Below are 14,468 nucleotides of genomic sequence, written 5' to 3'. Positions count from 1 at the left end.
AGTCAGTTCATTTGCTCCAAGATCGCGTCCAGCGCGTCCTGTTCCAATTCCACATCCGGAAAATCAGACGGCGTGTAGCCGCCTGCGTCGGTGGACAGACAATGGGCGATCAACTTGCGCAAGTCTGATAGATATGCCGTTGCCAGGGACGTGATCGTGCAGGAACGATAGCGTTCGCGGCTGTAGGTCCACATGACCTCCAGGCATCCGTTCACGACCGACGCATTGATATCCAGTTCATATTCCATCGGATTGCGGGGATCCTGCTCCTTGCCGACCGATTCTGTAGACAGAACGAAAGCCGACTCTTCCGTGGCGACCGCATCGAACTGTCCGAGATAATTGAATCCCACCGGAACCCGCGGCGCAGGACGTGCCCTAGCTGAGTCGAGGCCGTTCTTCGTCAGATACCGAACGATGCCGTAACCGATACCATGGCCTGGGATCTTCCGCAGTTGTTCTTTCACCGACTTAAGCGCTTCTCCGGGCGACTCCGAACGTGTCACGTCCAAGGTCACCGGGAAAACACTGGTGAACCACCCGACCGTGCGCGAGATATCCAGTTCTGGAAACAAATCCTCCCGCCCATGCCCTTCAAGATCGACCGTCACACGATCGAGACCGATCCACCAGCCGAGGGTCTGGGCCAACGCCGTCAACAACACATCGTTGATCTGCGTTCCATATGCGGCAGAGACATCATGTAACAGCGCCTGCGTATCCCGTTCGTCCAATGACACAGTCAGCGTCTCGGAGGCGGCCTCCCGATTACTGCCGGTTGGATCGTCGACAGGTAGCACGATCGATCTCTCTCCCGCTGTCGTCGGCCAGAAGATGGAAGGCAGATCTTTCGTGACTTCGGTTTCGGCATACCGCCGTAACCGTTCGGCCCACTGGCGGAAAGAAGTCGTCTTGGGCGGCAATTGTATAGGACGGTTTTCCACGGCCTGCCGGTAGAAGGTCTGCAGATCCTCCAAGAGGATTCTCCAGGAAACACCGTCCACCGCAAGGTGATGCACCGCAATCAGCAACCGATCAGACAAACCGTCCCCCATCTCGAACCAGACCACGTGCAAGAGCGGCCCTTCCGAGATATGTAAACTCCCCTGCCACTGCGTGGCCTGCGCTTCGAACGCTGCACGGCGTTCCGAGTCGGAGAGCGCGGCGAGATTCACACGGCAGACGAGCGGCCCCTGCGGAATCGGCGCGTGTGATTGGCGCCAACCGTCATCCGTCTGCACGAATCGAAGCCGTAGCGCGTCATGGTGAGCGATGAGTGCCGTCACCGCAGCCTCCAAGGCGGACTCCACGAGCGGCTCTTTGGCTTCCAGCAAAACCGATTGATTCCAGTGGTGAAGATTGACCAGCGGCAATTCAAAGAACGCGCGTTGAATGGGCGTCAATGGCGCCTCGCCGGTGACCGCTCCCTGCTCCGCTTCCAGCGCAACCACTGCTTCCCGTCCGGCGACCGCCGCAAGCTCTGCCACTGTTTGGTATTGAAAGATCTGACGAGGGCTAAACAGCAGTCCGACCTGTTTAGCCCGGGCAATCACTTGCAGACTTGCAATGGAATCGCCGCCGAGATCGAAAAAATTGTCGTGCCGACCGACTGCTTCGAGGCCGAGAATCTCTTTCCAAATGTCTGCAATCGCCTGCTCGGTATCGGTCTGGAGTGGAGCCGACACCGGTTCCGTTTTCTGAATCCGTCCGGCGAGAGCTCTCAGCGCCTGACGATCCACCTTCCCACGCGACGTCAGCGGTAAGGTATCGAGGAAGATCCAGGCGGCGGGAATCATATATCTGGGCAGACGTTCGGCCAGGAAGCTCCGAAGATCCTGCGCCGTCGTGGCGTTGTCGATCCGAGGAACGACACAGCCCATCAATCGCGACTCTCCCCTTCGTGCCCCACCAGGCTGCTCGTTCAATTCCTGGAGGACCAACGCATCCTTGACGGCCGGATGTCGCTTCAGCCACAACTCAATCTCGGCCGGTTCCACCCGGAACCCCCGAATCTTTATCTGGTCATCGTATCGACCGAGGAATTCCAGATTGTCGTCCGCCAGCCGTCGAACCCGGTCTCCCGTCCGATACAAGCGAGCCCCCGGTTCACGGCTAAAACAGTCCGGGATAAACTGTTCGGCCGTTCGGGCCGGCTGCCGATGGTACCCCCTGGCCACTCCCGCGCCCCCGATGTAGAGCTCTCCCGCCACCCCGATCGGAACCGGCTGCAAGGCAGGATTGAGGACATACAATTGCACGTTCGCAATCGGTCGGCCGATCGGCACGGTCGATGCCGCACTCCAATCCTTCTGTCGCTCCGGCATGAAGTAGCTCGCCGTGATCGTGGTTTCGGTCGGTCCATAGGAGTTGCACCAGGCGATACGGGCACCGGCCAGGCGCTGCCACCGAACCAGGCTCTCCGGCAGAGCCTTCTCACTCCCCACGATGACCAAACGGATCGCGTGCGGAAGCGTTGTGTCGGTCTGTTCCATCGCTTCAATCCATTCGGCCCAGTACGGCGTCGGCAAGTTCAACACGGTGAGGCCGTGGTCCGCGATGAACTGCTCGAAATCCGCGAACGCCGGGACCGACTCGTTGGGTCGCAACACCACCGTCGCCCCGGCCGCCCAGGTGGGAAAGCATTCCTCCGCCGCCACATCGAAGCTGATCGAAGCGAATTGCAGCACACGATCGGTCGGCTGAAGACCGTAATGCCTCGCCATGGCCGTACTATGATTGACCAACGCTCGGTGGGAGATTTCAATGCCCTTCGGTTCGCCGGTCGTCCCAGAGGTGTAGAGAATATAGGCCAGGTTCTCCGGTGTGGTATGCCACCGGGAATCGATGTCGGATAAAGCGGCGACGGAAGGCCAACTCTCGTCCAGCGCAATGATCGGAACCGTCCGGTTTTGAAACTTGTCGAGGAATTGCTGTTGCGTGAGCACCAATTGCGCGCCGCTGTCCTCGATCATGAAACGGAGTCGTTCGCGGGGATACAGGGGATCCATCGGCACATAGGCGGCTCCGGCTTTGAGAATCCCCAGCAGCCCAGCGACCATCTCCAGCGAGCGTTCCATGCACAGCGCGACGCGACTTTCCATCGCGATGCCCTGCGATCTGAGATAACGGGCAAGCTGATTGGCTCGTTCATTGAGAAACCGGTAGCTGTACGACGCGCCGTTCCACACCATCGCAATGGCATCAGGAGTGAGTCGGGCCTGTTCCTCGAACAGGTGATGGAGGCAGGACTCGCGTGGATAAGGCGCAGTCGTCTTATTGCAATCCTCAAGTACGTGTCTGCTCTCATCCTGACTCAACAGGCCCAGTGCGCTCACGCGAGCTTCAGGGTTCAGCACGATCTGCCTCAACAATTCCTGAAAGTGTCGGACCATGCGCGCGATGGTTTCATCGGCAAACAGGTCGGTGCTGTACTCAAAGGAACCGGACAACCGATCAGGTTCGAGCACCATGTCCAGCGACAGGTCGAAGAGCGTGGTACCCGGCTCGATCTCCATGTTGTCCACCCGAAGTCCCGGGGGTTCCATGGATTGATCCGCCGGCGTCTGCAGCGTGAACATGACCTGAAAGAGCGGAGAATGGCTCAAGTTCCGCTCCGGCTGCAGCGCGTCCACCAGATATTCGAAGGGAAGATCTTGATGAGACTGAGCCCGCAAAACCTCTCCTCTCACCCGATCCAACAGATCGATCCAGCGCGGGTTGTCCGGAATATCCGTTCGCAACACGAGCGTGTTGACAAAGAGCCCGATCAGCTCTTCCACCTCGATTCGGAGTCTGTTCGCGACAGGACTACCGACCAGAATGCTGGTCTGGCCACTATAATGGCGCAGCAACGCAGTGAACGCGGTGAGCAATGTCATATAGAGGGTGAGGCCGTGCCGGCGACTGAGGGCCGTGATTTGCTGCACCAACTCGCCGGGCACCATAAACTCGCAGCATGAGCCGCGATAGGTCTGCACGCTTGGGCGAGGCCGATCGGTCGGCAACTCCAATGCGGCCGGCGCATCCCCCAAGCGGTCTTTCCAATAGGCCAGCTGAGTCTCCAGAACGGCCCCCTGCATCCAGTCACGCTGCCAGACCGCATAGTCGGCATACTGGATGGGCAACGGCGGTAGCGCAGCCGGCTGTCCTGAGACACCCGCTTGGTAATACGTCACCAATTCCCTGATCAAGACATCCATCGCCCAGCCGTCGGAGACGATATGATGCAGGGTCATCAGCAGCACGTATTCCTCTTCTCCGATATGCCACACCCGTGCGCGCACCAGCGGACCGTGGGTCAGATCAAATATTCGCTGGGCCTCCGCTTCGCTCTGCTTGGTCAGCTCGACCGTCCGCTGCTCTTCGGGGATCTCGCGGAGATCGACGACGGGAATCTCGACCATCATCGAAGACAGCACGACCTGCGTCGGTTGCCCATCGGTCTGATGAAACACCGTCCGCAACGCTTCATGCCGCGCGATGACTTGATTGAGACCGGCCGTCAACAGGTCCACATCCAATTTCCCCCGCAGACGGAACCCTGCTGGCAGATTGTAGAAGGGGCTGTCCGGCTCCAGTTGCGCGAGGAACCAGAGACGCTGCTGCGCGAAGGATGCGGGCAGCGGACCGGTGCGGGCGACCGGTACCAACGGAGGTCCCTGTATGACTGCGCCATCTTTCCACGCGCGGTCTACGGCTGCGGCCAAGGCCGCGACACTCGTGGCCTCGAACACGATCCGCAGCGACAGCTCGACGTGGAAGGTGCTGCGGAGCCGCGACATGATCTGCGTTGCCAGCAGCGAATGCCCTCCCAACTCGAAGAAGTCGTCGTGCACGCCGACTCGCTCGACACCCAACACATCGGACCAGATGCCTGCCAGAATTTCCTCCGTCGCCGTACGCGGCGCCGTATAGGAACGGGCGAATTGATCGCCCAGATCCAACGCCGCCAACGCGAGGCGATCGATCTTGCCGTTTGGTGTGCGCGGCAACGCCGGTACCGGCACGAACGCCGTCGGCACCATATACTCGGGGAGCTGCGACGATAAGAGGTCGCGCAATGCCGAAACGTTCAGGCCTCCTTCTTCATGACCGGCGAGATAGGCTGCCAATCGTTTCTCGCCCCGCGCGTCGGTATGCAGCAACACGGCCGCTTCCCGCACGAGCGGACTCGCCAACAGATGCGTTTCGATTTCGCCCAATTCGATCCGGAACCCGCGTAGCTTGATCTGCTGATCGACGCGTCCGACGAATTCGATGGCTCCGTCCCGTCGATAACGGGCCAGATCACCGGTCCGGTACATCCGTGCCCCCGGTTCGGATCCGAACCGGTCCGGCAGAAAGACTTCGGCGGTCCGAGAGGGGTCTTGCAAATACCCACGGCCGACCCCGACCCCTGCCACATATAACTCCCCGGAAACCCCCGGCGGCACCGGCTCCAACCAGACGTTCAAAATGTGCAGACGGATCCCTTCGATCGGGCATCCGATCGGCATATGCGTCATGTCGGCCGTCGGTGGCTCAAGGATAGGATGGACGGCTACATCGTCGGCACATTCAGCCGGCCCATAGGCGTTCAATAATGGTATTGACCGATACCGGGCCAACCACTGGCGACACACCGGCGGCGGCAAAGCTTCGCCGGTGGGCAGAACCCATCGGAGCTTTTCAAGCCGAGGTGCGCCGTCGAAGCCCGCCTCCGATCCCGCATCCAACAGGCCCTGGAGGAGAGCCGGGACGGTTTCCAGAATCGTGATGTCCGCCCGTTCAAGATGCGTGAGTAGCTGAAATGGATCTCGTGATGTATCGTCAGGCACGATGCTCGTCCTGGCTCCGCACGTGAGCGCCGTCAGGAACTGCCAGACGGAAATGTCGAAACATTGCGAGGCGGTCTGCGCGATGACGTCGGCAGGCCCCAACGCCAACCCCGACACCTTGCTCCGGATATTGTTGAGCATGCCGCGCCTTGTGACCATCGCTCCCTTCGGCACTCCGGTGGAACCGGAGGTATAGATGACGTAGGCCAGATGCTCGGATTGTCCTCGATCGCCGGGATTATCTTCACGACCGGCTTCGTCGAGAATCCGTTCGATCGGCATGAGCCGGGGGCGAGACGCCTCATCGATTTGCACGACCGCTTCTTGCAGTCGCGCGAGATAATCCTGCGACGTGAGTACGACTGAGGAACGGCTCAGCTTCAGAATCTGTGTGAGACGCGACACGGGGTGGTGCGGATCGATCGGCAGATAGGCGCCGCCAGCCTTGAAGACTCCGAGCATCATCGTCAAGAGATCGATACCGCGATCATCCAGCAGCGCCACGACAGTATCCGGCTGCACCCCCGCTTCGGCCAACGCATGTGCGACTCGGTTGGCCCGCCGATTCAGTTCACGATACGTCGCCTTCTCTTCGAGGCATTCAACCACCACCGCATCCGGACGACGCTCGACCTGTTCCTCGAACAGCCTCGGCAGGCTTTCGGACTGTTCCTCGCCGGCAGCCACGACCTCAGGATTCCAATCGGTCAACAGTTGTCGCCGCTCATCCTGTTTGAGCGGCGACAGATCGACGAGCCGAGCGGTCGGCTGTTCCGCCATCGCTTCGAGCAGTGTCTTGAAATGCCTGATCATGCGGCCGGTCGTATCTGCATCGAACAGCCGCTTGTCGTAGGAGATCTTGAGTCCCAATTCTCGTCCCGGCCATCCCATGACGGTAAGGGGATAGTTCGTGTGGACTCGGTACTGTTCCTCTTCGCCCTTGAATATGATCCGTCCCTCGCAAAGCTCCCGATCGACCGGCGCGTTTTCGAAGACGAACAGGCTGTGGAACAGTGCTTCTCCCCGTGGCACCTCACTCCATCGCTGCACCTGAACGAGCGGCGCATAGTCGTACTGCCGCACGCGCACGTTCTCGGCCAACAGGTCCTTCAGCCAGTCCATCAGGGGACGGTCCGGCTGCATCGAGATTCGAAGCGGCAGAGTATTGATGAACAGACCAAGAATCGACTCAACGCCCGGCAATTCGGTGGGACGGCCGGCCACCGTCACGCCGAAGAGGACCTCACGTTCGCTGCTGTAGTAACTGAGCAATAACGCCCAGGCCCCCTGGAAGAATGTGTTCACCGTCAGGCGATGCCGCTGGGCCAGATCCACGAGCGTCGCCGAGGTGTCGGCACTCAGGTGCAAACAATGATCCGCGGCGTCTTCGTTTTGGTCGGCAAGGCCTTCCGGCAGCCGGTCGTAAGGCAGCGGCGTCGGCGTGGGGAAGTTTTTGAGGTACCCCCGCCAGAAGGATTCCGCAGCAGTGATGTCCTGTTTCTGCAACCAGGCGATGTAGTCGTGATAGGGACGCGGTCTCGCTCGCGTGAGTCGCTCGCCCCGCACCAGCGATCCATAGTGACCGAGGAAATCCATCAAGAGAAGGGAGATGCACCATTCGTCGAGGAGAATATGGTGAAAGCTGTGCACGAACTGGTACCGGTCATCCGCCAGCCGGATCAGCCACAGCCTCATGAGCGGCGCCTTTGCGAAATCGAACCCTTCACGAAGTTCGGTTTCGAGCTCGGCGTCCAACCTCGCGATCTGCTCAGGACGTGTTTGGCCTCTCCAATCCATCGATACGATCGGCATGTCCACCCGTTTGTGCACCGCTTGCAGCGGACGCTTTTGGTTCTTCCACAGGAACGAGGTTCGGAGCACCGGATGTCGGTCGAGCACCACATCCCACGCTCGCACAAACGCGTCATAATTCAGGTCGCCCTCGAGGAGATACCGGTTCTGCATCAGATAAATCCCGGTGCCGGGATTCATGAGCGTATGAAACAGCATCCCCTCCTGCATCGGAGAGAGAGGATAGATCGAGTTGATATGGTCGGGTAATGCTGACTTCGCCACTCCGTCTCCTATTTCAATTCTTCCAGCAGATTACTCATGTCTTCGTCGGACAGCTCAATGCCCACGAGTCCGCCGGTTTCTGTGTCTTTTCCCGGTATCTCCACTTCGGAAGTCACCTCTATCGGCACCGCCACCGCGGCGGCTGCCGCTACCGTTGGATGCTCGAACAATTGTTTGGGAGTCAATTTCAAGCCGCGCTGATGGGCACGGGCCAGCACTTGCAGCGTGTTGATCGAATCGCCGCCGAGCTCGAAGAAGTTGTCGAACCGGCCCACATGCGGCTGTCCAAGCACCTCGGCCCAAATAGCAGCCAGATTCCGTTCAAACTCCGTGATCGGCTCTTCATAGGCCCGCGTCCGCCGTGGCTGTAGATCCGGGACCGGCAACGCTTTGCGATCCACCTTGCCGTTGGGTGTGACCGGTAGGGTTTCGATCACCATCACGACACTTGGGACGAACGCATCGGGCAGCTGCGCCCCTACCCATTGCCGTATCGCCTCATCCGACACTTCGTGGCCCATTCGGGGCACCACATAGCCGATCAAGCGTTTGTTCCCAGTCGCTCTGTCCTGCGCCACGACGACCGCCTCTTGCACCGACGGATGTTGGAGCAGGCAGCTTTCGACCTCGCCCAGTTCGATTCGTACTCCTCGGATCTTTACCTGATGGTCCAGCCGGCCCAGATACTCGATCGCGCCATCCGGCCGGTGCCGCGCAAGATCACCCGTCCGGTACAACCGTCGACCCGGCTCTGCGCTGAATGCATCCGGCACGAACCGCTCCGCCGTCTGCGCCGCTCGCCGGTGATAGCCACGTGCCACATTCACACCGCCGATATGCACTTCACCCGGGATGCCGATCGGGACGGGTTCCCCTCGATGATCCAATATATAGATTTGGGTGTTGGCGATCGGCCGCCCGATCGGGACTGGATCGGCGGGAGCGGTCGGATCACACGACCATACCGTCACATCGATCGCCGCTTCCGTCGGGCCATAGAGATTGTGCAGTTCCACCCCCGGCAATCGCGCCCAGCACTGCCTCTGTACCGCCTCACTCAGCGCTTCACCGCTGCAGACCACTCGCCTCAACGTTCCGGCACAGGCCTCCACCCCAGGCGTTTCCAGAAACGCCTGCAACATCGGCGGGACGAAGTGCATCGTCGTGATCTTCTGTTTGAGGATCCTCTCTTTGAGCCGCAGTCCGTCCTTGTGTTCATCCGGCAGAGCCAGCACTAACTCCGCTCCGGTCATCAAGGGCCAAAGAAATTCCCACACCGACACGTCGAAGCTGAACGGTGTCTTCTGCAACACACGGTCGGCCGGTGTCAGACCGAAATATTCCTGCATCCACTGCAACCGATTGAGTAATCCTCCATGCGTGTTGCCCGCTCCTTTGGGACGCCCGGTGGAGCCGGATGTATAGATCGTGTAGGCCAGATGTTCCGGCCTCACCGGCGTCGGCGGAAGATACGCCGTTTCAAATTCTTCCGGCGCAGCAGCAGAGAGTTCGAGACACAGGCCTGCGAACAGCGGCAGCTGCTCCCGCAGAGCTGGCTGCGTCAGCAACACCACCGGCGCCGCATCGGCCAGCATGTAGGCGATTCGATCGGCAGGATAACTCGGGTCGATCGGCACGTAGGCTCCGCCTGCCTGCAAAATTCCCAGAAGGCCGATGACCAATTCCAGCGACCGCTCGGCACAGATTCCCACCAACACATCGGGACCGACACCCTGCCGCCGTACCTCGGTTGCCACAGCCGCGCTTCGGCGCCACAACTCTCCATAACTCAGCGTCTGGTTGTCCAGCCGCACCGCCACGGCGTGCGGTGTGCCTTGTACCTGCTCATAGATCAGCTTCGGTACCGTCGTGCTCGAATAACTCCGCTTCGTTGCGTTCCAGTCGTCCACCAACTGCCGCCGCTCCCCGATTCCCAGCACCCCGATCGCCGACAGGCGCGTGTCCGGCCGCGCGACCAACTGGTTCAGCACCATGTCCAGATGCTTTGCTATGCGTTGTACTCGTTCAGGAGAGAACCGCTTCTTTTGATAGGACAGGAGAAAACAGAGCGATTCGCCCGGCACGACGTTGACGGTCAACGGATAATTGGTCTGGCCTTCCAGATAGACATCGTGAGCGGTCAAACCGGCACCTCCGTCATCCAGAGTTCTGTCGATCGGATGGTTGTCGAAGACCAGGAGGCTGTCGAACAGCTGACTGCCGCGCGGCATCTGACTCCAGCTCTGGATCTGCGCGAGGGGGGTGTGCTCGTATTGGCGCAACTCGGCGTTCTGCTGCAGTAATCCGCGCAGCCAACCCCGCAGAACGGCGTCCGGCGACAGGGTGACTCGGAGCGGCAACGTGTTGATGAAGAGCCCGAGCATCGTCTCGATCTCCGGGACATCCGCAGAGCGTCCCGACACCGTCGTGCCGAACAGCACGTCTTCCTCACCACAGTAACGGCCTAGTAACAGCGCCCAGGCTCCCTGTACCAGCGTATTGACCGTGATGCATTCTCTGGAGGCATACTCCTGAAGGGCCGATGTCCTGGCGGCTGAGATCGTCAATCGATGCATGCCGTAGCCGGCATCCGACTGCGTGCCGTCCGGCGAGCGATCCGTCGGAAGGGATGTGGTCGACGTGATGCCCGCCAGGATCTTGCGCCAGTACCGTTCCGCCGCCGTCTGATCCTGAGATGCAATCCATTCGACATAGTTTCGATACGGTTGCGACTGCGGCTTGCCCGGGTCCGAGCCGCCTTTCAAGAACGCATAGTACGCGAACAGATCACCCATAATAATGGGAAGGCACCAGCCGTCGAGCACGATATGATGATGCGTCCAGATGAGATAGCGCGCGTCATCTGCAACACGGATCAAGGCGAGGCGCATCAGCGGCGGCCTTGCCAAGTCGAAGTCCCTCAGCCGATCGTTCCACAGAAATTCCCGCAATCGTTCTCTCTGGTGTGATTCGGATGCATCGCGCCAATCGAGCTCGATGATGGGCGGGGCCTCGCCCGGCAACACAACCTGCACGGGCCTGTCAAGTTCCTGCCATACGAACGCGGTGCGGAGCGGTGTCGAACGCGCGATCACCATCCGCCATGCATCGAGGAATGCAACATGGTCCAGATTACCTCGGAGGAGGCAACTCAGCTGCTCGATGTAGACGCCGGACTGCGGTTCGTACAGACTGTGAAAGAGCAGTCCCTGCTGCAAGGGAGTGAGCGGATAGACATCTTCGGTCGTGGGATACAATCGCCGCACCGCTTCGAGCAGGGCTGGATCAGTCGGTCGCTGAGCCCGTACCTCGTGCCTTGGCCTCGAATCGACTGCTTCAGTCCTTCCGCCTGCGGCCTCCGCCAGTTCGGCGATCGTCTGATGCTGGAAGAGATGTCGCGGTAGGAGCGGCAGGCCTTGCGTCTTGGCACGCGAGATCACTTGTAGACTGAGAATCGAATCCCCGCCCAACTCGAAGAAATTGTCGTGAACACCGACACGTTCCAACCCCAGCACCTCGGCCCAGACCGCCGCCAACCGCGCTTCAGTCGGGGTGCGGGGCGCTGTCCATTCCCTTGCCGCCACATGGTCCGGCTCGGGCAAGGCCTGTCGGTCGATCTTGCCGTTGTCGTTGCGGGGCAACGCCTTGAGCGTCACGATCACAGAGGGGACCATCGACTCCGGCAATTGCTCGCGTAGCAGTCGGATCAAGACATCGGAGTCGCATGACCCACCGTCATAAGGCGCCACATAGGCCGTTAATCGTTGTTGTCCCGGACGGTCCTGACGCACGATGGCCGTGGCTTCGCGAACGTCCGGATGGGCCTGCAGGCGCACTTCGATTTCACTCAATTCAATGCGCACACCACGGATTTTGACTTGATGATCCCGTCGCCCGAGAAACTCCATCGTCCCGTCCGGACGATGCCGGACGCGATCGCCGCTCCGATAGAGCCGCGCGCCCGATTCATCGGAGAAGGGATCCGGCACGAAGGCTTCGGCTGTCCTGGCCGGATCGCGGAGATAGCCGCGGCCGACACCGGCTCCCGCTACGCATAGTTCACCCGCGGCACCAATCGGCACCGGTTCCAGCCAGCTGTCCACGACATAGCCACGAAGGTTGGCGATGGGCTTGCCGATCGGAGCATGAGCGTACGTTTCGTCCGGCGGAGTTGTGATCGTCGCCATGGCAACATCATCGGCGCATTCGGCCGGTCCATAGGCGTTGATCAACGGCACATGCGGGTATTGCTCGAACCACCGGTTGATTAGGGCAGGCGGCAGAGCTTCGCCCGTAGGCACCAGCCATCGCAGTCGGGCTAATGTCGGTGCTTCAGCTCCGGCCGCAGCGGCTTTATCGAGCATGCCTTCCAGCAAAGCCGGGACTGTTTCGAGGACGGTCACTTCCTGCGTACCCACATGGTGAAGCAACTGCTCGGGATCGCGGGCTACTTCGTCGGGCACGATGAGTGTACGGGCGCCGCAGAGGAGCGAAGCCGTGAGCTGCCAGACGGAGATATCGAATCCCTGGGAGGCGGTTTGTGCGATGATATCGGTCGGTCCAAGCCGGAGCATAGAAATCTTGCTCCGAAGATGATTGAGCAGCCCCAGGTCGGTCACCATCGCTCCCTTCGGAACACCGGTTGAGCCACTCGTATAGATCACGTAGGCCAACCTCGCAGGCGGCCACGTGGCTCGCTCCCTAAACAGAACCGGCTCTTCTGAGAGACAGGCCTCGACTGTGAGCACCGCAGGCCGCGCGTCCTGTGGCATCTGAGCGATCATGTCATGTGCTCTGGGTACCCATGCCTCCGTCGTCAACACCATCGAAGCCCTGCTCGCTTCGAGAATGGATATCCCTCGTGGGGGCGGATGTCCGGGATCGAGCGGCAGGTAGACCCCTCCGCACTTCCACAGAGCCACCATCATAGCCACATAGTCGATGCCACGTTCGCCGAGCACGGCGACGACGGTCTCGCAGCCGACACCGGCAATCGAAAGTGCGCGGGCAATCCGATCAGCGCGATCGTTCAAATCCCGATAGCTGAGTGTTTCCTTGTCGCAAGTAACGGCCACGGCCTCCGGCGATCGCGCCGCCTGCGCTTCAAACAGACGGACGATCTGACCGTCCTCAAAACCTGGGACCGACGTGTCGTTCCAATCGATCAGAATCTTCCGACGCTCTGCCGTCGAAAGCATCGTGAGTTCACTGAGACGAGCCTGCGGATGATCGACGATACTGTCCAGAAGTTGCTGCAGGTGAGCCGCCATCCTGGCTACGGTCTCCTGATCGAACAGATCCTGGTTGTACTCGAACGCGCAATCCAGTCCGGTCTTGTCCTCCGTCATATCAAGCGACAGATCGAACTTGGCGCCTCCGGCATCCAACTCCATCGCGCTGACGTCCAACGACGTGATCGCCAGCGTCTTGGCCAGCGAAGTCTGCAGCGCAAACATCACCTGGAACAGCGGCGTATGACTGAGCGCACGGGCCGGCCGCAGTGCGTCCACCAGTTGCTCAAACGGCAAGTCTTGATGAGCCTGCGCACCGAGAACCGTTTCCTGTACACGCACCAACAGATCGACGAACGGCGGATTGCCCGAAAGATCCGCCCTCAGGACGAGCGTGTTGGCGAAAAAGCCGATCAACGACTCAGTCTCCCGTTTCGGCCGGTTTGCCACCGGCGTGCCGAGGCAAAAATCGTCGAGGCCGCTGTACCGCATCAGCAACAACTGGAAGGCCGCGGCAAGCGTCATGAAGAGCGTCACGCCCTGTTTGCGGCTCAGCGCGTGCAGCCGATCGGTCAGAACACGCGATACAGAAAAAGAAAAGCGTGCGCCCCGGTCGCTCTGCACGGCTGGGCGCGGATGGTCTCTCGGCAAGTCGAGAACCGGCAGGCTGCCTTTCAACTTCTCTTTCCAGTAGGCCAGCCGGTCCTCGATCACCGGTCCTTGCAGCCACCCGCGCTGCCAGACCGCGTAATCAGCGTATTGAATCGGTAAGGGAGGTAGCGGTGACGGCAGGCCCGAATCAAATGCCTCGTAGAGGGCCACGAATTCTCGCGCGAGAATCTGCGACGACCACCCGTCGCAGACGATATGGTGCAGCGTCAGGACCAACATATGGTCCTGTGGTCCCAGTTTGAGCAGACGCACCCGCATCAAGGGTCCGGTGCGAAGATCGAAGGAACGATGCGCTTCCGCCCGCGCCGCTGCGGCTGCCGAAACTTCGCGTTCAGTCGGCGACTCGAGGCTGAAATCCACCACCGACAGATCTATCGCGCGATCCTCGGCGATAACTTGAACCAACTCCCCGTCCACCTCATCGAAAGTCGTGCGCAGAATTTCATGCCGCTGGATGATTTCGTCAAGACTCTGCGCCAGTGCCGTTCGGTTGAGTGGGCCTCGCAACCGTACCGCCAGCGCCGTATTGTACGCGGCGCTGTCCGGTTCCAGCTGGGAAAGAAACCACAATCGCTGCTGCGCGAAACTCGCGGGAAAGACGTCCTCATTCGAGTGAGGTTCGGCCGGCGCCGTTGCGCGGGTGATCAGTGCGTGGGAACGTGTCGATCTCATC

The 14,468-nt window shown here is 60.3% G+C and carries 2 protein-coding genes; both read right to left on the bottom strand.

Going from position 1 to position 14,468, the window contains the following annotated elements:
• Nucleotides 1-2 precede the first annotated feature (2 nt).
• Nucleotides 3-7,892, bottom strand: a complete 7,890-nt coding sequence (locus P0119_20410) for an amino acid adenylation domain-containing protein (GenBank protein ID MDF0668418.1) — start codon at nt 7,890-7,892, stop codon at nt 3-5.
• Between the two features lie 8 nt (nt 7,893-7,900).
• Nucleotides 7,901-14,467, bottom strand: coding sequence for an amino acid adenylation domain-containing protein (locus P0119_20405; GenBank protein ID MDF0668417.1), 6,567 nt, complete (start codon nt 14,465-14,467; stop codon nt 7,901-7,903).
• Between the last annotated feature and the right edge of the window lies 1 nt (nt 14,468).

This window comes from Nitrospira sp., from assembly GCA_029194665.1.
In the GTDB taxonomy this organism is placed as follows: Bacteria; Nitrospirota; Nitrospiria; order Nitrospirales; family Nitrospiraceae; genus Nitrospira_D.
The sequence above is the reverse complement of the archived record's forward strand: the minus strand, read 5'-3'. Positions and strand labels throughout refer to the sequence as shown.